This window comes from Pseudomonas syringae pv. coryli str. NCPPB 4273, assembly GCF_000972175.1.
GTDB classification, from domain to species: Bacteria; Pseudomonadota; Gammaproteobacteria; order Pseudomonadales; family Pseudomonadaceae; genus Aquipseudomonas; species Aquipseudomonas syringae.
Window position 1 is genome coordinate 55,828 of sequence record NZ_AWQP01000014.1, and the last position, 24,318, is coordinate 80,145.

General features: G+C 58.3%; 25 protein-coding genes. 17 read left to right on the top strand and 8 right to left on the bottom strand.

The genetic code is table 11. The features are described 5' to 3' along the window. Positions 1 to 226: 226 nt before the first annotated feature. Complete coding sequence (locus P406_RS07450) at positions 227 to 1,411, bottom strand: MFS transporter (RefSeq protein WP_046235836.1); 1,185 nt, start codon at positions 1,409 to 1,411, stop codon at positions 227 to 229. 164 nt (positions 1,412 to 1,575) lie between these two features. Between P406_RS07450 and P406_RS07455 the strand changes: the two genes are divergently transcribed. Then, positions 1,576 to 2,709, top strand: a complete 1,134-nt coding sequence (locus tag P406_RS07455) for a lactonase family protein (protein ID WP_046235837.1) — start codon at positions 1,576 to 1,578, stop codon at positions 2,707 to 2,709. Between the two features lie 63 nt (positions 2,710 to 2,772). Here P406_RS07455 and P406_RS07460 read toward each other — a convergent pair whose 3' ends face one another. The 3 genes from P406_RS07460 to P406_RS26765 all read right to left on the bottom strand — a co-directional run bounded on the left by P406_RS07460 (position 2,773) and on the right by P406_RS26765 (position 6,125). Next, positions 2,773 to 4,362 (bottom strand): ABC-F family ATPase, encoded by a 1,590-nt coding sequence (locus tag P406_RS07460; protein WP_032698500.1) that lies wholly within the window; start codon positions 4,360 to 4,362, stop codon positions 2,773 to 2,775. Between the two features lie 374 nt (positions 4,363 to 4,736). Then, positions 4,737 to 5,573, bottom strand: a complete 837-nt coding sequence (locus tag P406_RS07465; RefSeq protein ID WP_003416520.1) for a WaaZ-like lipopolysaccharide core biosynthesis protein — start codon at positions 5,571 to 5,573, stop codon at positions 4,737 to 4,739. 414 nt (positions 5,574 to 5,987) lie between these two features. Beyond that, positions 5,988 to 6,125, bottom strand: a complete 138-nt coding sequence (locus tag P406_RS26765) for a hypothetical protein (RefSeq protein WP_003369471.1) — start codon at positions 6,123 to 6,125, stop codon at positions 5,988 to 5,990. Between the two features lie 333 nt (positions 6,126 to 6,458). On the opposite strand from P406_RS26765, the gene P406_RS07470 reads away from it, so the two are divergent. The 15 genes from P406_RS07470 to P406_RS07540 all read left to right on the top strand — a co-directional run bounded on the left by P406_RS07470 (position 6,459) and on the right by P406_RS07540 (position 19,402). Further along, positions 6,459 to 7,175: a DUF3053 domain-containing protein gene (locus tag P406_RS07470; RefSeq protein ID WP_046235838.1), complete on the top strand. Its 717-nt coding sequence runs from the start codon at positions 6,459 to 6,461 to the stop codon at positions 7,173 to 7,175. Positions 7,176 to 7,284: 109 nt separating this feature from the next. Then, positions 7,285 to 7,830, top strand: coding sequence for a GNAT family N-acetyltransferase (locus P406_RS07475; protein WP_046235851.1), 546 nt, complete (start codon positions 7,285 to 7,287; stop codon positions 7,828 to 7,830). Between the two features lie 30 nt (positions 7,831 to 7,860). Next, positions 7,861 to 8,484, top strand: coding sequence for a glutathione S-transferase family protein (locus tag P406_RS07480; protein ID WP_046235839.1), 624 nt, complete (start codon positions 7,861 to 7,863; stop codon positions 8,482 to 8,484). A 69-nt stretch (positions 8,485 to 8,553) separates the two neighbouring features. Next, complete coding sequence (locus tag P406_RS07485; protein WP_003410337.1) at positions 8,554 to 8,979, top strand: DUF3830 family protein; 426 nt, start codon at positions 8,554 to 8,556, stop codon at positions 8,977 to 8,979. Between the two features lie 115 nt (positions 8,980 to 9,094). Then, complete coding sequence (locus P406_RS07490) at positions 9,095 to 9,538, top strand: hemerythrin domain-containing protein (protein WP_003369485.1); 444 nt, start codon at positions 9,095 to 9,097, stop codon at positions 9,536 to 9,538. 48 nt (positions 9,539 to 9,586) lie between these two features. Next, a complete protein-coding gene (locus P406_RS29735) occupies positions 9,587 to 9,946 on the top strand; it encodes a hypothetical protein (RefSeq protein WP_003410340.1) in 360 nt (119 codons plus the stop codon). Between the two features lie 359 nt (positions 9,947 to 10,305). Then, complete coding sequence (locus P406_RS07500) at positions 10,306 to 11,157, top strand: transporter substrate-binding protein (RefSeq protein WP_003416527.1); 852 nt, start codon at positions 10,306 to 10,308, stop codon at positions 11,155 to 11,157. A 63-nt stretch (positions 11,158 to 11,220) separates the two neighbouring features. Further along, positions 11,221 to 11,883, top strand: a complete 663-nt coding sequence (locus P406_RS07505) for an amino acid ABC transporter permease (protein ID WP_046235840.1) — start codon at positions 11,221 to 11,223, stop codon at positions 11,881 to 11,883. 9 nt (positions 11,884 to 11,892) lie between these two features. Next, complete coding sequence (locus P406_RS07510; RefSeq protein ID WP_003304383.1) at positions 11,893 to 12,555, top strand: amino acid ABC transporter permease; 663 nt, start codon at positions 11,893 to 11,895, stop codon at positions 12,553 to 12,555. Further along, on the top strand, positions 12,552 to 13,337 hold the full coding sequence (locus P406_RS07515) for an amino acid ABC transporter ATP-binding protein (protein ID WP_046235841.1): 786 nt from the start codon (positions 12,552 to 12,554) through the stop codon (positions 13,335 to 13,337). The genes P406_RS07510 and P406_RS07515 overlap by 4 nt, the downstream gene beginning before the upstream one ends. 40 nt (positions 13,338 to 13,377) lie before the next feature. Further along, positions 13,378 to 13,764, top strand: coding sequence for a RidA family protein (locus P406_RS07520; RefSeq protein ID WP_046235842.1), 387 nt, complete (start codon positions 13,378 to 13,380; stop codon positions 13,762 to 13,764). Between the two features lie 82 nt (positions 13,765 to 13,846). Further along, complete coding sequence (locus tag P406_RS07525; RefSeq protein ID WP_003317643.1) at positions 13,847 to 14,611, top strand: IclR family transcriptional regulator; 765 nt, start codon at positions 13,847 to 13,849, stop codon at positions 14,609 to 14,611. 16 nt (positions 14,612 to 14,627) lie between these two features. Beyond that, positions 14,628 to 15,830 carry an amino acid deaminase gene (locus P406_RS07530; RefSeq protein ID WP_046235843.1) on the top strand — a complete coding sequence of 401 codons (1,203 nt, stop codon included), beginning with the start codon at positions 14,628 to 14,630 and terminating at the stop codon, positions 15,828 to 15,830. A 26-nt stretch (positions 15,831 to 15,856) separates the two neighbouring features. Next, a complete protein-coding gene (gene kdgK, locus P406_RS07535; RefSeq protein ID WP_046235844.1) occupies positions 15,857 to 16,780 on the top strand; it encodes a 2-dehydro-3-deoxygluconokinase in 924 nt (307 codons plus the stop codon). 129 nt (positions 16,781 to 16,909) lie between these two features. Continuing rightward, positions 16,910 to 19,402: a UvrD-helicase domain-containing protein gene (locus P406_RS07540; protein ID WP_046235845.1), complete on the top strand. Its 2,493-nt coding sequence runs from the start codon at positions 16,910 to 16,912 to the stop codon at positions 19,400 to 19,402. Positions 19,403 to 19,412: 10 nt separating this feature from the next. Here the strand turns inward: P406_RS07540 and P406_RS07545 are convergent, their stop codons facing one another. Then, complete coding sequence (locus tag P406_RS07545; protein WP_046235846.1) at positions 19,413 to 19,682, bottom strand: DUF1652 domain-containing protein; 270 nt, start codon at positions 19,680 to 19,682, stop codon at positions 19,413 to 19,415. Positions 19,683 to 20,071: 389 nt separating this feature from the next. Here P406_RS07545 and P406_RS07550 point away from each other — a divergent pair, with 389 nt between their 5' ends. Next, positions 20,072 to 21,151, top strand: coding sequence for a polyamine ABC transporter substrate-binding protein (locus tag P406_RS07550; RefSeq protein ID WP_003416537.1), 1,080 nt, complete (start codon positions 20,072 to 20,074; stop codon positions 21,149 to 21,151). A 6-nt stretch (positions 21,152 to 21,157) separates the two neighbouring features. On the opposite strand, the gene P406_RS07555 is transcribed toward P406_RS07550, so the two are convergent. From P406_RS07555 to P406_RS07565, 3 genes are read right to left on the bottom strand one after another with little or no spacing between them, the layout of a single operon-like run. Continuing rightward, entirely contained in the window at positions 21,158 to 21,871 is a 714-nt protein-coding gene (locus P406_RS07555; protein WP_046235847.1) for an ABC transporter ATP-binding protein, read from the bottom strand. Positions 21,872 to 21,874: 3 nt separating this feature from the next. Beyond that, positions 21,875 to 22,723 carry an ABC transporter permease gene (locus tag P406_RS07560; protein ID WP_046235848.1) on the bottom strand — a complete coding sequence of 283 codons (849 nt, stop codon included), beginning with the start codon at positions 22,721 to 22,723 and terminating at the stop codon, positions 21,875 to 21,877. Further along, the gene (locus P406_RS07565; protein WP_046235849.1) at positions 22,720 to 23,730 is read right to left on the bottom strand and encodes an aliphatic sulfonate ABC transporter substrate-binding protein; all 1,011 of its coding nucleotides are present in this window, start codon (positions 23,728 to 23,730) and stop codon (positions 22,720 to 22,722) included. Before P406_RS07565 ends, P406_RS07560 begins: the two co-directional genes overlap by 4 nt. Positions 23,731 to 24,318: the final 588 nt, after the last annotated feature.

The window sequence follows — 24,318 nt, forward strand, 5'->3', positions numbered from 1 at the left end:
AGCAGGGAGGCAATCGAGAGGCCAGACTGCTACGCAAAGCGGCGTCACGCCAAGGCGGGCGACGAACACTTTGCAAGCCTGTTTCGAGGCTCGCAGTATCAAGTCAAGAAGTCGTTGCCGGATGCGTCAAGAAGTTGACCGACCGATGGCAGGATTTAAGCTTTATCTACTAACTATTGGAACTACAAGTGAAAAGCTTATGCAGCAAAGGTACTGTTGCGGCCAATCACTCCGCTTGAGCCGCGCGCCGCGACAACCAGATTGTCAGGGCCAGCGCGCAAACCGATAGCAGGGCGGCGTAGAAAAATATCCAGTCATAGCCCTGGCCCAAGGCAATCGCACCCATCACCGGACCTGCGATTGCCAGTGCCAGGTCGAAGAACACCGCGTAGGCGCTCAGGCCTGCGCCGCGGCTAGGGGTGGGCACGCGCTTGATGGCCTCTACGCCGAGCGCCGGGTAGACCAGCGACAGCCCCACGCCGGTCAGTCCGGCCCCTGCAAGGGCAGCGCCGCTGCTCGGCGAAAGCCAGAGCATAAACAGCCCGCAGATTTCTACCGCCATGCACAGGATGGCCGCGTTATAGCCGCCCAGCCGATTGATCGCACCGATGAACAGCAGGCGGGCGAGGATAAAGCACACACCAAACATGCTCAGGCAATAGGCCGCGCCTTCCCAGCCACGATTCAGATAGAACAGGGTGATGAAGGTGGTCAGCGTGCCATAGCCGATCGACGATAGCGTCAGCCCCAGACCGTAGGGTGCGATCCGGCCAAACACCGACCAGTAGGGCAGGCGCTCGCCGACAATGATGGGCACCGACGGCTTGTCGCGAATCAGCCTCAGTGCCAGCCCCGCCATTACCATCATGGCAATACCCAGGCTGTTGAAGCCTATGCTATCGATGACCACTACGCCCAGCGGTGCACCGATGGCAATCGCACCATAGGACGCAATACCGTTCCACGAGATTGAGCGGGCAGTATGCTCCGGGCCGATCTTGCCGATGCACCAACTGATGGTGCCGACCCCGATAAGCCCCTGAGCGACCCCAAGGAACAGCCGCGCGACGATGAGAATCGACAGGCTCAGCGTGGCGAATTCGTGCAGCAGCGTGGCCAGCAAGGTCATGCTGCCACTGATGACAATGCCCCAGAGCCCGAACACGATGGAACGCTTGCTGCCCAGCGTATCTGTGGCACGGCCGGCGAAAGGTCGGCTGAGCAGGGTGGCGAGGTACTGCGAAGCGATGGCCAGACCGGCAATCAGCGGGCTGAAACCCAACTGGTCATGAACATAGCCGGGTAATACCGCGATAGGCAGGCCGATGCACAGGAAGGCGATGAACGTGTAGAAGACGATGGAGACGATCTGCAGGGTAATCGTTATGGAACCGGGGTGTGCGGCAGGCATTGGGCTCTTCGCTGGCGGGCGGTGGGAGTGCCTCATCATGGCGTGCGTCGTGGATAAATGAAAGCAGGCTAACGGTATTATGCGGGTTGGTTATCAGACAGTTGCCGTTGTGAGGAGATACTCATAGGATGACTGATCACATCACAATAATAAAAAGGTTCGTCATGAAAAATATTCTGTTGCTGGCCGCTGCAGTCGGTTGTTCATTCGGCCTGAGTGCCCAGGCAGCCACCTTCGCCTACATTTCCAGCCCCACTGACGGGCTGATCTCTCAATACCGTCTGGACGAGAAGAGCGGGGCGCTCAGCCTGGTCGAACAAACCAGGGCGGGTGATCAGGTCAATCCAATGGCCATCACGCCGGATGGCAAAGCGTTATTCGCCGCGTTGCGCGCCAAGCCGTATCAAGTGCTGAGTTTCAGCATCGAGCCTGGCACCGGACACCTCAAACCGCTCAGTCAGGCGCCGCTGGCCGAGAGTCTGGCGTACCTGTCTACCGATCGCAGCGGACGCTTCTTGTTTGGTGCGTCCTATGGCGCCGACTTGCTCAGCGTCCAGCCCATCGATGCGCAGCACCGCCCGAGCGACAGTATTCAGACTTACAAGACCGGCATGCATGCGCATTCAGTGCGTACCGATCCGAGCAACCGGTTTGTGTACGCTGGCAACCTGGGCGTCGATCGTGTGCTGCAATACCGACTGGAGCCCAAGGACGGCAAGCTTGACCCCATCGGCGAGGGCTATGTCGCCGTTCCCGAGAATACCGGCCCGCGCCACCTGGCCTTTTCGTCCGATGGCAAATTTCTGTATGTCGTCGGCGAAATGAGTGGCACCGTCACGGCCTTCGCGATCAATCAGAAAACCGGTGCGTTGAAGCAGACCAGTCAGGCAGACGGTATTCCCAAACGCTTGAATCTGGCGCCGGGACAGGCCCGCGATGCGCGCAACAACGATCTCAAGGATGATCCGACGCCGCGCATCTGGGCTGCGGATATTCGCCTCGCGCCGAACGGAAAATGGCTGTTCATCAGTGAGCGCACCAGCAGCAGCGTGTCGGTGTTCACAGTTGAGCCCACCAGTGGCAAGGTGGCGTTCGTTGACAATTACCCCGTTCAGGAAAAGCAGCCGCGCAACATCGCGGTGTCGCCCAATGGGCGCTGGTTGCTGGTGAGTGGCGAGAAAAGCGATAAGGTGGGCAGTTACGCCATAGGCGAGAAGGGTGCCTTGCAACGTGTCAGCGAAGCACCCTCGGGCAAGGGTGCGCTGTGGATTGAAATGCTCAGCCAGCCGAGCGAATAAGCGCTCTGAAACTAAAAAGCCCTGTCACAAGACAGGGCTTTTTACTATTGCGGGCTGACAGGCTTAGAACGTAACGCCCTGGCTACGTAGGTAGTCGTCATAGGTGCCGCTGAAATCGACCACGCCACTTGGGCTGAGTTCGATGATGCGGGTCGCCAGCGAGGACACGAACTCGCGGTCGTGACTGACGAAAATCAGTGTGCCTGGATAGTTTTCCAGCGCCAGGTTCAGCGACTCGATGGATTCCATGTCCAAGTGGTTGGTCGGTTCGTCCATCACCAGCACGTTGGGCTTTTGCAGGATCAGTTTGCCGAACAGCATGCGGCCCTGTTCACCACCGGAAATCACCTTCACCGACTTGAGGATCTCGTCGTTGGAGAACAGCATGCGGCCCAGGGTGCCACGTACCAGTTGCTCGCCGCCCTGAGTCCACTGACCCATCCAGTCGAACAGGGTGGAGTCATCCTCGAAATCGTGAGCATGGTCCTGAGCGTAATAGCCGATTTCCGCTGCGTCGGTCCACTTGACCGTGCCGGCATCCGCCTGCAACTCGTTGACCAGGGTGCGCAGCAGGGTGGTCTTGCCGATGCCGTTCGGGCCGATGATGGCCACACGCTCGCCGGCTTCGACCTGGAAGCTGAAGTCCTTGAACAGGGTTTTGCCGTCGAAGCCTTTGGCCATGCGATCGACGATGACTGCCTGACGGTGCAGCTTCTTTGTCTGCTCGAAACGAATGAACGGGCTGACACGGCTGGATGGCTTGACCTCGGCCAGCTGGATCTTGTCGATCGCCTTGGCTCGGGAGGTGGCCTGCTTGGCTTTCGAGGCGTTGGCCGAGAAGCGGCTGACGAACGATTGCAGTTCGGAAATCTGCGCTTTCTTCTTGGCGTTGTCGGACAGCAGCTGCTCGCGGGACTGGGTCGCCACGGTCATGTACTCGTCATAGTTGCCCGGGAACAGACGCAACTCGCCGTAATCCAGGTCGGCCATGTGCGTGCACACGCTGTTCAGGAAGTGACGGTCGTGGGAGATGATGATCATCAGGCTGTTACGCTGGGTCAGGATGTTTTCCAGCCAGCGAATGGTGTTGATGTCCAGGTGGTTGGTCGGTTCGTCGAGCAGCAGCACTTCCGGATCGGAGAACAGTGCCTGCGCCAGCAGAACGCGCAGCTTCCAGCCCGGCGAGACTTCGCTCATCGGGCCGTTGTGCTGTTCGATGCCGATACCCAGACCCAACAGCAGTTCACCGGCGCGGGATTCGGCGGTGTAGCCGTCCATTTCGGCAAACTCGGTTTCCAGCTCGGCAACGGCCATGCCGTCGTCTTCACTCATTTCCGGCAGCGAATAGATGCGGTCGCGCTCGGCCTTGACCTTCCACAGCTCTTCGTGACCCATGATCACGGTGTCGAGCACCGTGAACTCTTCATAGGCGAACTGATCCTGGCGCAGTTTACCCAGACGCACGTTCGGCTCCAGCATCACCTGCCCACCCGAAGGCTCGAGATCGCCACCGAGGATTTTCATGAACGTGGACTTGCCGCAGCCGTTCGCGCCAATCAGGCCGTAACGGTTACCGGCGCCAAACTTGACCGAGACATTCTCGAACAAGGGTTTGGGGCCGAACTGCATCGTGATGTTAGCTGTGGAGATCAATTACTTTACCTATCAATAACGTGGGCAATAACCGGGGGAGCGCTGGCGTCAGCAGGTGTGGTGTTCAGGACCCCACCCAAGCTGTTCAGTCCGCTCCGTCCGAGCATGAGCTGACCCAACGGGCATACGTCTACAACAACGGCAGCCTGCCACGACTGCGTTGCCGGGATATGAATGTGGGGGTTCACGCCAGACATTGGCGCGCATTGTCGCATAGGTCGGGCGGCAGTGACATGGTGGACGGCAGGGGATTGCCGAGTTTAACGGGTCGGGGCAGGGCTGGCGTCTGTTTCAGCAACCTTCGCCGCGGGCAACTGTGGATGCCTTAAGACAAGCAGGCTGTGTTGCTGACAGCACTCTGTGATGGCGAAATACTATTGTTGAGCTTCGCCGCTGACTTTATGGCGAACTTCATCAAGGCTCAACTTGGGAATCACCTCGTGCGGCACTCGCGAGCTCTCGGAGACATTGAATACCTGAAAGTCGCTGCCGACGACCTGCTTCGACATCAATTCCAGCGAAGGAAGAATTCTTGATTCGTAATGCTGGTCCAGACCGCAGGGTGAGCAATTGTCGCCGGATGATTCATAGAATCGGCCCACGGACTGATTCATATCGAAGCCGACCAGAAAGACGTTGTCGAAACCAAGGTGATAGGACAGTTGCAGCGCCAGATACATGACAGTCCGGGCGTCGAAAAAACCAAGTTCCAGGTCCTTGCTGAAACCGATATCCCGGCTTCTGCTACTCCACAACGAGAGTTTTCTGACCAGTGCGTCCTCTCGCGAGCACAGTGCCGCCACCGTCGACAATCTGGGCGATTTCTTCAATGCATAAGCGCGTCCGGAAGGTCTTGGAATGTCACCGCTAAACTGATCTTCCCAAAGGCCTACATTCTCGCTGGAGCGCATTGCAGCGGCGAACAGCTCAGGCTGCTGGTTGGGGAAATCCCTGTCGGAGCAGACGTAGAACAACGGTTTTATGTTCGTGCCTGCGAACATCGAGAACGCGCCGTTCATGGTAATCATGGGGATGTGCGAGAACTCTTTGATCGGGAAATTCTTTGCTGATTTCCCAGAGCCAATCAGGAAGACCGGCCCTTTTTTAGTGCCCTTGCATTGGCTGAAATCAAGCACGCGCGTAGGTTGAGGCATGTGCTCGTCAACAGCATTGCGTACGTAGCGCGTCGAATGAATTGATTGACTAGTCATGACAACCTTGTAAGCACTAGTGGCAAATTAGTTAGGGCATTTCACGCGCAACATTATCGGCTGGTGGCCATTAATTCAACATCAAAAGGTCTAAAAAGAGTATCACACTGGAAACAACTGACTACATGGCAAGGGCGCTGATTGCCGAAATGCGCTATCCACTAGATTGTTTTCGGATGTAAGGTCAGATAAGTGATATTGATTTAATATTGATTGGCTACTACTTGATGGCAGCAGGATCTTTTGCTGTTCGCAGTCAGAGCGTCGCATCATTAGATGCGCGGTGATACACCACAAACAGGTATCAAGAGCGATACATTTGCGTGGGGCAAGTTGGGCGAAGTCATTCACAGGAGGGTTTTTCTGCAAGGCCCGGTGATCACCGGGCCTGCCATTTCTGGTGTGTGGTGACGGTTAGTCGGATTTCCTTTCCTGCTTCTTCCTCCTGAACCAGCTTCCCAGCGCGTGGAAAGGGTGAATGAACATCGCAATCGCTCCAAGCAGAAAGACGATGGAGACAAGGATCAGACCCAGCCCTTCGTGTGCAAACATAGTGATTGACTCCTGTTGTCACTTTGTCGGTCCGTTGAAGAGTAGCGGCTGAAACGTTTCACCTCATGAAGAAATGTTAAGGAACTTTCCCGAAGCGGCTTTCAGGCAGCGCTGTGTGCCGCTCAGACCCACGCTCGGCCTGGCGCAGACGCCCGGTTTTGCTGCGCCAAGCCCGTCGGGTTGAGCGCTGGCGTGGCCCATGGATGGCATTCCGACAAGTATCTTCAGTGCCGTCGCGGAACTAGATGAGGCGATGACGAGACTATAAGCACGCTCGTGTTCAGCAGGCGTGGCCTGTGAGCGTGCATTCTTATGATCCCGGAGGTTACTGACATGAAGTCCCTTTTCCGTCCAGCTTTGCTGCTGGCTGTCGCTTTACCCCTGTTCCTGGCCGGCTGCGGAGACAAGGAGCCAGAGCAGCGCACTGCGTTCACTCAGTTCCTGCAAACCCGAATCGTCGACAAGCCAGGCGTGCATGTGCCCAAGCTGACGGATGAGGAGAAGAAAACCTTTGGTGACTACACCTCGCACTACGCGGTCATCTCCGACTTCGGCGCAGGCATGGATTCTGCGGTACAGCCGCTCGCCGGCTTGATGCAGAAAGGCTCTTTTCATTCGGTCAGCGATGTCATTCAACGTCGTGCTGACCTGGCTGCCGTGCAGACAGGCCTTGATGAAGTGGGCGAAAAGCTGACCATCGAGCAGGGCAAGGCAGACGCCGCCCGCGCGAAACTCAAACAGCCGGAAGACCTGAAGGTGGTTTACGACAAGGCCTACGACCGAACTGTCAGCGTACCCGCCAACACCTTCCGCGAAGTGCTGCCGCAGATAAAGGGCACCTTTTCCAGTGGCTTGAAGTCCAGTGGCTTGAAGGTTGCCGATTATGTGGACGCGCACAAATCGCAGATCGATATCTCGGGTTCGACGATCACCGTCAAGGACCCGGTGGTCCAGACCGAGCTCAACAAACTGCTGCAAGAGCTGAACGAGCAGGGCAAGAACGCTCAACAAGCCCAGTCCAAGCTGCAATCGCTGATGACCGGCCGCTGATATCGAGTTGCTGCGTCTGAAGTGACGGCCCGGCCCTGATGCCGGGCCGGTCCCTGTGTCAGGTATGATTCGGCCATCTGTCTGCCTGATGCCGGGAATCAACCGCCTGATGACTAACCCCTCTTCAATGACCATTACCCTGCGTGATGCTTCCTCTGCGGATGCGTTGTGCCTTTCGGCGCTCGGTATGCAGGTTTTTTTCGACACCTACGCAACGCAGGGCATTCGACAGTCCACCGCCCGCGAGGCGCTGGAAGCTTTCTCGCCTGCGAACTTCGCACAACTGCTCATCGAGCCGACAACGTTCATCGTCGTGGCGGAGTCGCAAGGGCATTTGATCGGCTTTGCTCAGGTCGCGTTGCGCACCGACCACGCAATGCTCGGTGTGTCGACCGCCGCCGAGTTGCAACGTCTCTATGTGCAGGAGCGTTTCACAGGACGTGGAGCGGGGCGGCTGCTACTTGAAGCCGCCGAGCGGCGTGCAACAATCCTTCATGCCTCGCTATTATGGGCGACGGTCTGGGTTGGCAACCCGCGTGCGCTGGCGTTCTATCCTCGTCAAGGCTATGAATGGAAAGGTACGCCGCACTATGTGTTTCAGGGCGAGACACATGAGAATTACCTGTTTGCCAAACCGCTGATGACTACTGACTGACACGACGTTGCTGTGCAACAAGGACGCTGAATGCTGCGCATACTGGGCAAGACCTCCTCGATCAACGTACGAAAAGTGCTCTGGACCTGCGAGGAGCTGAAGATACCCTTCACTCAGGAGGACTGGGGGTCAGGCTTCAAACCTGCCAACAGCGATGAGTTTGTCGCGCTCAACCCGAATGCCATGGTGCCGGTTATCGTTGATGATGACTTCGTGCTTTGGGAGTCCAACAGCATCGTTCGCTATCTGGCCAACCGTTATGCGGGCGACTCTGTTTATCCGCTGGATCCACGTGCCAGGGCGCACACCGATCAGTGGATCGACTGGCAAGGCTCGGATCTGAACCGATCATGGAGTTATGCCTTCATGTCACTGGTACGACGCTCGACCGAGCACAAGGACCCTGCCGCCATAGCCGCGTCCTGTGCCCAGTGGGCCAGGCATATGCAGATACTCGACAGGCAGCTGGAAAAGACCGGCGCCTATGTCTGTGGCGAGCGTTTTACCCTGGCTGACATCCCCATCGGTCTTTCGGTCAATCGCTGGTTCGAGACGCCTCTCGAACATCCCGACCTGCCCGCCGTCAATGCGTATTACGAACGCCTGAGCCACCGTTCCGGCTACCTTCTGTACGGGCGCAACGGAACTCCGTGACGGTTCGTCGGGCTCGCGTTTATCCTTGGCACCATTGTGAGTCTTGTTGCCTGTTAAGGAGTCGTCGAAGTGACCACCATCAAAATTACCGCGGGCGGATACGAGTTTCTCGCCCAAGCCCATCCGGATGCGCCGCAAACGGTGGAAGCGTTTCTCAAGCTGCTGCCTTATCGGCAGAAATTTATCCATGTGCGCTGGAGCGGCGAGGGCTGCTGGGTGCCGCTGGATGATTATCAGCTGAAACTGGATGACACATTGATCGGCTTCGAGAACGCAACCAGCCATCCTTCGGTGGGCGACATTCTTTTCTACCCGGGCGGTTACAGCGAAACCGAGATTATCCTTGCCTACGGCTCGTGCTGTTTCGCCAGCAAGATGGGGCAGTTGGCGGGCAACCATTTTCTGACCATTACTCAGGGTAAGGAAAACCTGCGCAAACTGGGCGTGAAGACGCTGTGGGAAGGCGCTCAGGACGTGGTTTTCGAACTGGCCTGAGTCTGCCGCTATTGCGCGATAGGCATTTGCCAGTATTTGTTGGAACTGCTGATCTTCGCCAGGGGTCTAGTCCACGATGCTTCCAGCTCCCGGAAGCCGACCTGGAGACATGACCTTGAATATTTTCGAAGCCCTGCGCGAAAGCCATGACCGTCAACGCAGCTACGCTGATGCCCTGATCCAGACCAGCGGCGACAGCGCCGAACGCGAGAAGGCCTACAAACAGCTCAAGGAAGAACTGCAGGCCCACGAAACGGCCGAAGAACGGTTTTTCTACATTCCTCTGATGGCCCACGACAATGGCGTGGACCTGAGCCGTCACGCCATTTCCGAGCATCACGAGATGGACGAGATGATGGAAGAGCTCGATGAAACCGAGATGTCCAGTCCAGCCTGGCTGGCCACGGCGAAAAAGCTGTCGGAAAAAGTGCACCACCACCTGAAGGAAGAAGAGCAGAAGTTCTTCCAGATGGCGGGCAAACTGCTCGACGAAAAGCAGAAACAGAGTCTGGCCGGCGAATACGTGAAGGAATACGAAGAGCAATTGGCTGAAGGTTGATAGCGCTGTGCAGTGCTAGAATCGGCCTTTTATCAGCGAAGGCATGACATGAAGTTTCTGTTTCTGACAAGCGCGACGGTGATTGCGGCAACCGTATTGACCGGGTGTGCAGCGCCTTCCAGTTCTGCACGTGCCGCAGGACCCTATAAGGTCCTGTCGAGCGCCAAGCAGGATGCTGCCGTTGCCCAGTGCATTCAGGTTACCTGGCAGAACGAGGCCATGTTCGGCACGTCTACTGACGTGTTTCTGCATGACCTGTCCGGCGGCGGCTTCACCGTGTTTACCACTGAATCGACCTACTTCGCCGACGTGCGCGGCAAAGGCCCGACCACTGCGGTTGAGTTCTATGCCCCGCAAGGCGATGCTCAGGCTGCGCTGCGCTCTGCGGCCATTGCTACCTGTCTTTGAGACTTTTCCCACTGACACCTCTCATTCCCATGCTCCCGCATGGGGATGCCGTTCTGGACGCTTTGCATGCGCCCACTCATGCTTCGGGCTTGTCCGGGTCAGTACTCCCCGCCCGATAACAGCGCATGCGCACGAAAGTGGGGCCTTACCACTCATATGTGGCAATCGGTAGCGTTACCTGCGAAATCCGCCCGCGATGTCTTGATTCAAGCCTGAATTCCAGTCTGTTGATTTGCCTCGACTTTTTCATGTGGTGTTTTGCGCATGTTCTCTGTGGCACACTTTCTGCTGTCTATTCCGTTGTTACATACCTGTATCCGCTATAGCGGAATAACGAATACTTCGGCGGAGTTTAAGTCATGCATCGCGGACCTTCCTTTGTGAAAGCTTGTGCCTTTGTTCTTTCAGCTTCATTCATGCTGGCCAATACGGTGCAGGCAGCCGAAGGCAGCAAGCTGGATGCAGTATTGAAACGTGGCAATCTGGTGGTAGGCACGGGCAGTACCAATGCTCCGTGGCACTTCCAGGGCGCAGACGGCAAGTTGCAGGGCTTCGATATCGACATTGGCAGAATCATCGCCAAGGGCCTGTTCAATGACCCGAGCAAGGTGGAGTTTGTCGTGCAGTCCTCGGATGCACGTATCCCCAACCTGTTGACCGACAAGGTCGACATCAGCTGCCAGTTCATCACCGTTACCGCCAGTCGCGCGCAGCAGGTGGCATTCACCCTGCCGTACTACCGCGAGGGTGTGGCGCTGCTGTTGCCTGCCAATAGCAAGTACAAGGAAATCGATGACCTGAAGGCAGCAGGTGACGATGTGACCGTGGCCGTACTGCAAAACGTGTACGCCGAGGAACTGGTGCACCAGGCACTGCCCAAGGCCAAGGTCGATCAGTACGACAGCGTCGACCTGATGTACCAGGCGATCAACTCCGGGCGTGCCGATACAGCGGCCACCGATCAGTCTTCGGTCAAGTACCTGATGGTGCAGAACCCTGGCCGCTACCGTTCGCCGGCCTTTGCCTGGAGCCCGCAAACCTATGCCTGCGCGGTCAAGCGTGGCGATCAGGACTGGCTGAACTTCGTCAACACCGCGTTGCATGAGGCCATGACCGGTGTCGAGTTCCCGGCTTACGCGGCGTCTTTCAAGCAGTGGTTCGGTGTTGATCTGCCGGTGCCTGCAATCGGTTTTCCGATGGAATACAAATAAGTCCACTCTGACCTTCAGCGGCAGGGCGGGCCCTCGGGCTTTCCCTGCCAGGTACGGGCAAGCATGAATTACCAATTGAATTTTGATGCCGTATGGCGCGACTTTCCCAGTCTTCTGGCGGGGTTGGGCCTTGGCCTGGAACTGGCCCTGATCTCGATCGCGATTGGCTGTGTGATCGGGCTGGCGAATGCATTTGCACTGCTGTCACGTTACAAGACGCTGCGTATCGTCGCGTCGATCTACGTAACGGTGGTACGCAACACGCCGATTCTGGTGTTGATCCTGCTGATCTACTTCGCGTTGCCCGGGCTGGGCATTCGACTGGACAAGCTGGCGTCATTCATCGTCACCTTGTCGCTGTACGCCGGTGCCTATCTGACCGAAGTATTCCGTGCCGGGCTGCTGAGCATCCACAAGGGGCAGCGCGAAGCGGGGCTGGCGATCGGTCTGGGCGAATGGCAGGTGCGGGCCTACATTATCGTGCCGGTCATGTTGCGCAATGTATTGCCGGCACTCTCCAACAACTTCATTTCGCTGTTCAAGGACACCTCGCTGGCGGCCGCCATTGCCGTGCCGGAGCTGACCTATTACGCGCGCAAGATCAACGTCGAAAGCTATCGGGTGATCGAAACCTGGCTGGTGACCACAGCACTCTATGTGGTGGCCTGCTACGTGATCGCTCTGCTTTTGCGCACCCTCGAACAACGTCTGGCGATTCGCCGCTAGGAGGCTGTCATGTATCAACCCCCTGGCTGGTTGCAGGAATTGTGGAATGCGCGAGAAGTGCTCTGGTCCGGCTTTCTGACCAGTATCCAGTGCTCGGCGCTGGCGATTGCCGCAGGTACGCTGATCGGCATGCTGGCCGGTCTGGTGCTGACCTACGGCGGTTTTTTCGCCCGCTTGCCGATTCGGCTCTATGTGGATCTGATTCGCGGTACCCCGGTGTTCGTGCTGGTGCTCGCGGTCTTTTATATGGTGCCGGCGCTGGGTTGGCAGATCAGCGCGTTTCAGGCCGGCGCAATAGGCCTGACGCTGTTCTGCGGCTCTCACGTTTCGGAAATCGTGCGCGGCGCCCTGCAGGCCATTCCCCGTGGCCAACTGGAAGCCGGCAAGGCCATCGGTCTGCGCTTCAATCAGTCGCTGCGCTACGTGTTGCTGCCTCAGGCCATGCGCCAGATCCTGCCGACCTGGGTCAACTCCTCGACCGAGATCGTCAAGGCGTCGACGCTGCTTTCGGTGATCGGTGTGGCTGAACTGCTGCTCAGCACCCAACAGGTGATCGCGCGCACGTTCATGACCCTGGAGTTTTACCTGTTTGCAGGTTTCCTGTTCTTTCTCATCAACTACGCCATCGAGCTTCTTGGACGGCAAATCGAAAAACGGGTGGCATTGCCATGACACAGACTCATAACCCCGGCCCGGCGCTGCTCAGCATCGAGGGCCTGCATAAATCCTACGGCGCAGTGGAAGTGCTCAAGGGTGTCGATCTGCGCATGCAGAAAGGCAATGTCGTGACCCTGATCGGTTCCAGCGGCTCGGGCAAGACCACCTTGCTGCGCTGCGTCAACCTGCTGGAAGAGTTTCAGGGCGGGCATATTCGTCTTGAGGGGCAGGACGTCGGTTACAGCAACGTAGACGGCAAGCGCACCCGCCATCCGGAGCGTCTGATCGCGCAACACCGGGCAATGACCGGCATGGCCTTCCAGCAATTCAACCTGTTTCCGCACCTCAGCGCCTTGCAGAACGTCACCCTGGGCTTGCTCAAGGTCAAGAAGATGCCCAAGGATCAGGCCGTTGCGCTGGCCGAAAAGTGGCTGGACCGGGTCGGCCTGCTGGAGCGGCGCAATCACTTCCCCGGTCAGTTGTCCGGCGGGCAGCAGCAGCGTGTGGCGATTGCCCGCGCCATTGCCATGAACCCCAGCCTGATGCTGTTTGACGAAGTCACGTCGGCACTCGATCCGGAACTGGTAGGCGAAGTGCTGAGCGTCATCAAGGACCTGGCCGAGGAGGGCATGACCATGCTGCTGGTGACGCACGAAATGCGTTTCGCCTACGAAGTGTCGGACCAGATCGTGTTCATGAATCAGGGCCGCATCGAAGAGCAGGGGCCACCCAAGGCCTTGTTCGAACAGCCGAAGTCGGCGCGCTTGAGCGAGTTTCTCAAGAACATCCGTTTTTAAACCTTCATTACGTTTAATGCTTCAAGACAAGGAAAAACTCATGACTATTACCCGTTATGGCGCAGGCAGCACAGCAGGGGGCGGCCAGCCACGTCCATTCGCTCGCGCAGTCGAGGCTGACGGCTGGTTGCACGTTTCCGGCCAGGTACCTGCGCAGGATGGCGAGATCATCGTCGGCGGCATCGTCGAGCAGACGCATCAGACCATGCGCAACCTGATCGTAATTCTTGAAGAGGCCGGTTATGCGCTCAAGGATGTGATCCGGGTCGGCGTGTGGCTGGAGGACCCGCGGGACTTCTGGAGTTTCAACAAGGTGTTCGGTGAGTACTTCACCCCCGAGCATGCGCCGGCACGCGCTTGCGTTCAGGCGAGCATGATGGTCGACTGCAAGGTCGAAATCGACTGTATTGCCTACAAGCGCAAATAGCACACGTGCAGCCACACGTTGCAAGCCAGAAGCCCGATCACCTGAGGCTTTTGGCTCGCCGCTTTCCCAAGGAATGAACCTCATGACCGAAGACACTATCAAGCGCCGGGCACGTGGACTGGACCGGGCGTTCGATATCCTGGATTTTCTCAAGGAAAAGGCCAGGCCCATGCGCCCCAATGAGATTGCCAGCGGGATCGGCAGCCCCAAATCCACGGTTTACGAGCTGGTGGCATCGCTGCTGGAACGGCGGATTCTGGAGACAGTGGGCAAGGACGGGCATGTCTATCTCGGCCGTCAGTTGTATTTCCTGGGGCAGGCACACTTGCGGCACTTCGATTTCACTCGCGAGGCCGAAGCCTGCCTGTGCGAGATCGTCAGTCAGACGCGGGAAACTGCGCAGATGTGCCTGCTCAATGGCCGCAAATACACCGTGGCGCTGATGAAGGAGGGCGAGCGTCATTTCAGGATTTCTTCGGACATCGGCGAAAACGCGCCCATCCCATGGACGGCGTCCGGGCGTCTGTTGCTCAGCCACCTGAGCGATCAGCAGATCATCGACCTGATTGACCCCGACGATTTCATTCTGCCGGGTGGCGAACGTCTGCCGCTGGAGACCTTTCTTAGGGAAATCCGCAAAGCTGGTGAAGAGGGCTTCTTTTCCTTCAATAGCGTGGCTGACACCTTCACCCACTGCTTCGCCGCCCCCGTGAACAACGAACACGGTCAGTGCATCGCCACGCTGTGCATCGTCGCGCCGCGTGCCGACGCCAAGACCCACTACGACGACTACCGGCGGGTGCTGATCGACAGCGCCAATGGCCTGGCTCGCCGTATCAATGAATAATCGCAGGAGATTACCGATGAGCACCGCCGTAATGGACAAGGGTACTGCGCAGCCGGGTGACAGCCTGGTCAGTGATGTCAGCCTGCCCGCGCTGGTGATTCACAATCAGGCGCTGCAACACAATATTCGCTGGATGCAGCAGTTTGTCAGCGACAGCGGTGCAGAACTGGCACCGCACGGCAAGACCAGCATGGTGCCCGCGCTGTTTCGCCGGCAACTGGACGCGGGCGCATGGGGCATGACCCTCGCCACGGCAGTCCAGACGCAGGCTGCCTATGCGCATGGCGTGCGCCGGGTGCTGATGGCCAACCAGTTGGTCGGTGCGCCGAACATGGCAATCGTCGCCGACATGCTGGCTGATCCCATGTTCGAGTTCCACTGCATGGTCGACCATCCGGACAATGTCGCTGCGCTGGGCGAGTTTTTCGCTGCGCGTGGCCTGCGTCTGAACGTGATGATCGAATACGGCGTACCCGGCGGGCGCTGCGGCTGCCGTAGCGAAGAGCAGGTGCTGGCGCTGGCCGATGCTGTTCTGGCTCAACCGGCGCTGGCATTGACCGGGATTGAAGGGTACGAGGGCGTCATCCACGGCGACCACGCCATCCAGGGCATCAAGGCCTTTGCCGCGTCGCTGGTGCGCCTGGCTGTCGACCTGCAGGACAAGGGCGCCTTCGCTCTGGATCGCCCGATCGTCACTGCGTCCGGCTCGGCCTGGTATGACCTGATCGCCGAAGCATTCGACGCCCAGGCTGTTCGCGAGCGCTTCCTCAGCGTGCTGCGACCAGGCAGCTATGTGGTGCATGACCACGGCATCTATAAGGACGCGCAGTGCTGCGTGCTGGATCGGCGCGCCGAATTGAGCGAAGCGCTGCGGCCGGCCCTGGAGGTCTGGGCGCATGTGCAATCAATGCCGGAACCGGGCTTTGCAGTGATTGCCATGGGCAAGCGCGACGTGGCCTACGACGCCGGGTTACCCAACCCGCTGCTGCGTTACAAGCCGGGCGCGCAATCGGCTGGCGACGATGTGAGCGCTTGCAAGGTGACGGCCGTCATGGACCAGCACGCATTCATGACTGTCGCACCCGGATGCGAGTTGAAGGTCGGCGATATCATTTCCTTCGGTACCTCGCACCCGTGTCTGACGTTCGACAAGTGGCGTTCAGGTTGCCTGGTGGATAATGACTTGCGGGTGATAGAGCCTTTCAGTACGTATTTCTAGATAAGTATTTGCAGGAGTATCGTCACATGAGCCTTCCACGGGTCGCCCTGATCGGCGAATGCATGATCGAACTGCAACAGCATGCCGATGGCAGTCTGCGCCAGAGCTTCGGCGGAGACACACTCAATACGGCGGTCTACCTTTCCCGATTGCTGGGTGAGCGGGCCAAGGTCGACTACGTTACGGCACTGGGTGACGACAGCTTCAGCGATGCGATGTGTCGGATCTGGGCGGACGAGGGCATCGGTCTGGGCAAGGTGCAGCGCCTGCCTGGACGCTTGCCGGGGCTCTACTGCATCCAGACCGACGCCAATGGTGAGCGGCGCTTTCTCTACTGGCGCAACGAAGCTGCCGTGCGTGACTGCTTCATGACCCCGGCGGCCGAGCCGATCCTGGCAGCGCTGGCCAGCTATGACGTGCTGTATTTCAGCGGCATTACCCTGGCAGTGCTTGGCGAGCAGGGGCGTGCCAAACTGCTGGAGGCATTGGCGTGCGCGCGTCGGCGCGGTGTCAGGGTCGCCTTCGACAACAACTATCGTCCGCGGCTGTGGGCCAGTGTCGAGCAGGCCCGCGAAGCCTACCGTGCGTGTCTGCAGCATGTGGATCTGGCCTTGCTGACCGAAGACGACGAGCAGGCCCTGTATGGCTATGCCGACAGCGAACAGCTGCTGTCCGCCTATCGCGGGCGCGGCATCGGTGAAATCGTCGTCAAGCGTGGCGCGCAGAGTTGCCTGGTCGAAGCGGGCGGCGAACGTTTCGAAATCGCAGCGCAGCAGGTCGAGCGTGTGGTCGACACCACGGCTGCGGGTGATTCCTTCAGTGCTGGCTATCTCGCGGCCCGGCTCACGGGTGACCACCCGCTACAGGCGGCGGAAGCAGGGCATCGCCTGGCCAGTATCGTGATTCAGCATCCAGGCGCGCTGGTGCCCAAGTCGGTCATGCCAGTCTGATAGCACTTGCCACGGAACATGCAGTTGATCGGCTAACACACTGACAGGCAAGCATTTCGCTGGAACCCGCGCGAAAATCCGGCCACCATAGGCCACCTTTTCGCCTGCGAGCCCACCACCGGAGTCTGCGTGCCTGACGACCTGCCTTCTGCGCTTCCCCATGACCTGGATGTCGACCTTGTACCGCCCCGGCAATTGCCGTTTTTTCGACGCCTGTTGGCGCGGCTGATGGGGCGTGGTCTTACCGGACTGCGCTCGCAGCACGCGCCCTCATGGTCGCAGGGGCATGCCGACGGTTATCTGAACGGCCACATCGAAGGCGTGCGTGAAGGCTATGAAGAGGGTTATCTGGATGGCCAGGAGTCGGGCCGTCAGGTGCTGGTCATCAGCGATACCCGGCCAGCCCGGCATCGTGGCCCCAAGGTCGACGATCATCTGTTCGATGACTGGCGATTGGCGCTCACACCTGAACTGAAAAAGCGCATCAAGGCCGATGTCGCCGAAAAACTCCCCGCACATGCCCAGCCCAGCGCGGCGCAGTGGAAGATGATTTTCAGCGATACGCCGTCTACCTACGTGATTGCCGGGGCGGGTGCAGGCAAATCCACGTCGCTGGTCCTGCGGATTCTGCTGCTGCACCACTACCTGGGCTTCGAACTGAACGCCATGACGGTGGTGACCTTCACCCGTGAGTCGCGCAAGGACTTCATCAGCAAACTGATCGATGTCATGGCCCTGTGGGGGCATGCGCTGGAGCAAAAGCAGGCGCGCGAGGTGGTACGCACCTTCCATTCGCGCATTCTGCCTCTGGTGCGCAGCCTGCCCGGTTTTGAGCAGATGCGCGCGTTCGAGAACCTGAGCAGTCAGTCTTTCGGCCTGGAAGAGGCGGACAGCAACCCCTTCGACTTGCGGATCAACGATGCGCAGCGCCAGCAACTCAATCTCTGCTACCGCGATCTGTACGCCGGTAGCGAGCGTTTTCGCGAAGTCATGGCGCCGCTGTATCGCCATGCATTGCAGCTCAAGGAACTGGATCGCGATCACCCTGATGTGCAGAAACGGGTCGCGGTGACCGAGCTGTCCTCGAAACGCGATGAAGAGTGGTGCGATACCGTTGAAGATCTATGGATTCGCGCCGGCGCCTGGCCTATAAAGGGCATTGAGCCCATGCGCCAAGCTGTTGAAATAAATGGTTTTTCGTTTTATTTTCACGGCTATATCGCCGAGCTGGATGCCTGGGTCGTGCTGGGTCTGGACGCCAGTGAGGATCAGCAACTCAAGCGCCCGGGCGCCAAGCTGCCGGTATGGGCAGAGGGCGTTATAAAGCGCACCCTGTTTCAAGCTTTCTGCAGTAAACCATTGATATGGATGGATAACTACCAGTCGGCCAAAGAGGTTTTGCAATCCCTGGCGGGGGATGCCGTCGCGGGGCCTGGATTCGATTACCGGGTCAAGGGTGAACTCGGTGCGGCACCCTTGCTGGACTGTTTTGTCACGGCTGCCAGCTTTATCGAGAACCTCGGGCTGGATGTGCCGAGCGCCGTGTCCGAGATGAGTTTTGCCAGCGATGACCCGGACCGTTTCTTCTTCGAAGCGCTCAGCCTGTTCTGGAAAGCCTTCGAAACGCACCTGCTGGCTCAATCGCCGCCGATCATGACCTACAACCGCATGTTTGCCTTGTTCGGCGAAACGTCACCCGAGAATCTCAAGCACGTCAGTGATCCGATGCTCAGACCCTTGGCGCATTTGATGATCGACGAGTTCCAGGACGTCTCGCCGCAGATCGTTTCATGGTTACGCGCCAGCCTGCGCGAAATCAGGCGTCGTGGTCCGGCATTGCACACAGGCCGCATCGCTCAGCACTCATCGCTGCTCTGTGTCGGTGACGATTGGCAATCGATCTACGGCTGGCGCGGCAGTTCGCCGAAGTACTTCATGGAGTTCGCAAAGGAGTTTTCATCCCCGGCGACCACCAGGGTCATGCTCAGTGACAACTTCCGCAGTCATCAGCACATCATCGACGCCGCCGAGCACATCGTCCGTGCGGCCCCGGCTATACCGGGCAAGAAGGCCCGCGCCAGTGGCCTGCTTCAGGAGCTGCTACCGGTCAAGGTACTGGATCGCGATGAGGACGAGCTTGCCGAGCGGGTCGCCGAGCATTACCACGATGGCGACTCGATCCTGCTGCTGTACCGCAAGGGCAGCGAGAAGGCGCGCTTCTCGGCGCGTCTGCAGGCATTGATCGACGCTGATTCGGCAAATGGCGCGCAGAATCGCCGCATCAGAACGCTCACCTACCACAGTTCCAAAGGCTTGCAGGCGGATGCCGTATTTTTGCTGGGCGATTGTCAGCATCTGACCGTCTCGCCCTACAAGAATCAGGTTTACCGCTTGGCAGGGCTGGGTGATGCGAATGATCTTCAGCCATTCGATACAGCACAGAAGGATGAAGTCTTGCGTCTGGCCTATGTCGCCATTACTCGTTCGGCGCGGCACTGTTATTGGTATATCGATGAAAGCGCCAGTTCGGGAGACGCAGTTCAGATGCCCAAGGCGTCAGACAGGATTGCCCGCGACAAGCCTTTCTTCGAAGACCTGCGCAACAGGGTTCGTGCTGTCTGAGGCGTTCATGTCAGATAAAACCGGCGATCTGTCGTTGCGTATGATGAGTGCCGAATAACTCCAGCTCATCCTCGATGGCTTCGATGATGCGCTCCACGTCTGCGGCATTCATCACCGTAGAACAGGGCAGGCCGGCAATGGCGACCACGGTTTCACCGCTGGCACGGTCGAAAAGTCGCGCAATCATGCTCCCTGGCGCATCCATCGAGGCTTCAAAGCCCACGGGGTGGAAGTGCCAGCGCATCAGTTGGCATGCATTGGGGAATGTGACTTTAGTCATGACGATGGCCCACCTGAATCAATCGAGCACTTCCCTTGCTCCAATGGGTAGGCAGACAGCCAGAATGCGTCCGGTAAAGCCATGATGACGAGACGATGACCAGCAGTACGCATCATCGGTCGGTCAAGTTGCTTTCCAGCAGGATCGCTGAGCGGTCTGACGAATACTGAAAATAGCATTTGCCAGCGCCGTTCTGGAAAAATTTTTTATGACGCAGCACAAAAAAATCAATTATATGACCCGTGTCATTAGAAGGTATTAATGGGCACGCTCCATGCATTTGCAGAGCCGCTGCCGCAAGTCCTTCAATGGACTGAATTTGCCGTGACGAAGATGGTTTTCGTGCCGGGTCTGGGGCAAGCTGTCGCTATTGACCCGAGGAACCGCACATGCTGAGAAAATCCCTTGCCGCACTGGTGTTGCTGGCCTCGACCAGCCATGCGGCGGAGACGGTCAATATTTACAACTGGACGGACTATATAGCGCCGGACACCCTGAAGAATTTCGAAGCCGCCACCGGTTTCAAGACCACTTACGAAACCTTTGAAACCAACGAGGCGCTGAACGCAAAACTGCTGGCGGGTCACTCCGGTCACGATGTGGTTTTTCCGTCTATTCATTTCATGGGACGACAAATCCAGAGCGGGCTGCTCAAAACCCTCGACAAGCGACAGTTGCCCAACTGGAAAAACCTCAACCCGGTCCTGCTCAAGGCGCTGGAGGGCAGTGACCCCGGTAACCAGCATGGTTTCCCCTATCTGTGGGGCAGCACCGGCATCGGCTATGACTCAGCCAAGGTCAAGGCCATCCTCGGCAAGGATGCACCGCTCGATTCCTGGGATCTGGTGCTCAAGCCGGAAAACATGAAAAAGCTTGCCCAATGCGGTGTCGTATTTCTCGACAGCGCACCGGCTCTTCTGCCGATCACCCTGAATTACCTTGGCTTGCCGCCGCACAGCGAAGTACCTGACGACTATCGTCAGGCAAAGGCGGTACTGGACAGCGTACGGCCGTACATACGCAATTTCAGCTCTGCCGATTACATCGCCGACCTCGCGAAGGGCAGGATTTGTGTCGCGGTGGGCTATTCCGGGGATATTTCCCAGGCTCAGGAGCAGGCGCAGAAAGAAGGCAACGGCTTCACCATCGATTATGTCGTTCCGAAGGAGGGCGCGCCCATGTGGTTCGACATGGTCGCCATCCCGGCTGACGCCACCGATACCAAGGGCGCCTACGCGTTCCTGAATTACCTGCTGCGCCCCGAAGTGATCGCCAACATCACCAATACCGTGCATTACGCCAATGGCAATGAAAAGGCAGACGCGCTGATCGGCCCGGGCCTGTGGACCGACACCACGGTGTACCCGGACGCCGACATGCTGAGCCGCCTGTTCGTGATGTCTCAGGTCCCGGACACTATCAATTCTTTTCGCGAGAAGCTCTGGGACACATTCAGGGCCGGCAGGTAACGCTGTTCAAATGACATGAGCCTGCTGCAGTTCGGTCAGCGCCTGAGCCTTCAACCGGGCCAGCAGCGGATCGCGACGATCCCTGGGTGCCTGCAGCCGGACCGGCAAGTCGTGGGTGATTGTGCCGGGGCGGCTGCCCATCACCAGCACGCGGTCGCTCAGGTACAACGCCTCGTCGACATCATGGGTCACCAGCAATAGGGTGATGGCATGGCGCGCAGCCAGTTGCAGCAGCAAGTCCTGAAGCTTCATCCGGGTAAACGCATCGACTGCGCTGAACGGCTCATCCAGCAGCAACACCGCTGGGTGCGAGTACAGGCCGCGCGCGATGGCCACACGCTGGGCCATGCCCCCTGACAGTGCTTTGGGCAAGGCGTCGGCAAAACCGGACAGGCCTACTTCTTCGATCAATTGACCGACCCAGTGGCGGTCGTAGCGGTCATCGTCACTGAAACCGATGTTCTGTGCGACGGTCAGCCAGGGCATCAGGCGCGGCTCTTGAAACACGAACGCCACTTCGCCCTGAATACGCTGCACCGAACCACGAAAATCCTGCTCCAGTCCGGCGACAATCCTCAGCAGCGTGCTTTTGCCGCAGCCGCTGGGGCCCAGCAGGCTGACGATTTCACCTGATTGCAGCGACAGATCGATGCCGTGCAGCACGGTATTGCCCGCGAACGCCTTGTGCTCGACGCGTATATCCATCAGTGATTCCGGCATCTATCAACCCTCACGGCTTTGCCCGTTGAATGTGTCGCGCCAGGCCAGGAAGCGTTTTTCCAGACTTGCCAACAGGCCGTCGCTGAGTTTGCCCAGTGTCGCCAGAACGATGATGGCCGCCAGCACGATGTCCGGGCGCGAGGTTTCGCGCCCGTCACTGAGCAGGTAGCCCAGGCCTTTGGTGGCCGCGATCAGCTCGGCGGCCACCAGAAACATCCACGACAGGCTCATGCCGCTGCGCAAACCGGTAAACAGGCCGGGCAGGGCGGCGGGCAGAAGAATGCGCCGGGTCAGGCGATAGCGGCTCAAGCCATACATCTGGCCGACTTCCACCAGCTTTCGGTCAATGCCTCGAATCGCGGCCACGCCGTTGAGATAGACCGGAAAGAACGCTCCAATGGCAATCAGCACGATTTTCGATGTCTCGCCAATGCCCAGCCATAGCAGCAGAAGCGGCACCCACGCCAGGCTCGGAATGGAGCGAAGGCCGGCGAATGTCGGCTCCAGATACGCCTCTGCCTCACGACTGAGCCCCACCCACGCGGCAAACACCAGGGCCAGGCTCGCGCCAATCACAAAGCCGCTGAGTACACGCAACAGACTGGCACTGATGTGCTTCCACAACGCACCGTCTGCCAGGTCACGCAGAGTCAGAACGATCTCGCTGGGCGCTGGCATCTGATAGGCAGGCAGCCAGCCGATGCGGACGATAATTTCCAGCAGGACGATGATCACTGCCGGCACTACCAGCCCCTTGAGTGGTGTTCTGTAGCGCTGCCAAAGCGTTGGTTGCGCCTTGTCCGGCACTGTTGCCTGCGCTGAGGCAGGCAACGACTTGTTGCGGCTGGTCATGGAGTGGCGATCACGGCTTTGGAGAACTCAGGCGTGATCAGTTGATCGATGACCTGTTCGACATTGACGCCTTTGCGCACCAGGTCCTCCGCGACCAGAATCGGCGCTGCGGCCTTGGACGCCTCCACGTCTTTCGCACTCAGTTGCGGGCTGCTCAAGTCTGTGCGGGTCAATTGCAGCCTGGCGACTTCCAGCGGCAGGCCCGACTCGGTCGCCAGCAGACTGGCCAGCTCATCAGGGTTTTTTACTGCCCATTCCCGGGCTTGTTCATAAGCGCTCAATACTGTCCTGATCGCCTGTGGGTGTTCCTTGGCGTAGGTTTCCGTGACGCTCAGTACGCCATAGCTGTTGAAGTCCTTGTTGCGGTAAAGCAGGCGCGAGCCGGACTGTATTTCACTGGCCGCCATGTGCGGGTCAAGCCCTGCCCAGGCATCTACGTCACCTTTTTCAAGGGCTGTGCGCCCATCGGGATGCTGCAGGTGCAGCAGCTCGACATCATCCTTTTTCAGCCCGGCCTTCTGCAGCGCGCGCAAGGTGAACAGATAAGGATCGGTGCCTTTGGTGGCGGCTATTTTCTTGCCTTTGAGCTCGGCAACCGATTGCAGGGGAGAATCCTTGCGCACCACCAGTGCTGTCCATTCCGCCCGGCTGTAGACATACACCGACTTGATCGGGCTGCCGTTGGCCCGGGCCAGCACCGCAGACAGGCTGGCCGACGAAGCGAAGTCGACGCTGCCACTGTTCAGGTACTCCAGCGAGCGGTTGCTGCCCTGGCTCAACACCCAGGTGACTTTCGCCTCCGGCAGGGCTTTCTCCAGCCAGCCAAAATGCTTGAGCGCCAGGCTGACCGGCGAATAGTAGGCATAGTCCAGACGGATTTCGGCAGGTACGGCCTCGGCGGCCTGCACCGCGCCGTGGAGGCTCAACGCCAATACACAGGTGCTCGCCATCCAGCGAATCAGCGTGCGGGGAGACAACAACCGAAAAGAAACGGGGGGTTGTGGCATAGTGGCGTCCAGGTCAGGAAAACTAGAGCCGCAGCGACCGATTGATATATTCCAAAACAGGCAGTTCGCAGGGCGTGAAATTCACAACAGGAATATTGCACGCTCTATGCCAAACACCAGAGTGCTTGAATTCCGGGGCTTTACGCGGTTTTCCGATGTCCGTGATGTTGATCTGACAGCGGTCTGTTGAATGGCTGTTGCCAGGCAAACAGTCGGTCTGATGACTCCTCTTTCGACGATTTTTTGACATTTTCTCTGCTTGTCAGACGATTTTTTTTGCCGGTATTGCAACAGAATCGTTTTTTGACACTCTTAATCGTCCACATTCTTAATTTCGAAACATGTGCGCACTAGGCTCTGTACGAAAAGTCGGCGAGCGAAGGTCAGGCGAGGCAAAAACAGGCGAGGAAGCGGAGTCTACGTGTTGTAAATGAGCATTCCGAGCCTGTTTTTAACGAAGCATCACCGAGCGCAGCCACTTTTCGTACAGAGCCTAGGCTCTGAACGAAAAGTGGCTGCGCATAGATCGGAAGAGCACACGTCTGAACTCCAGTCACCGATGTATCTCGTATGCCGTCTTCTGCTTGA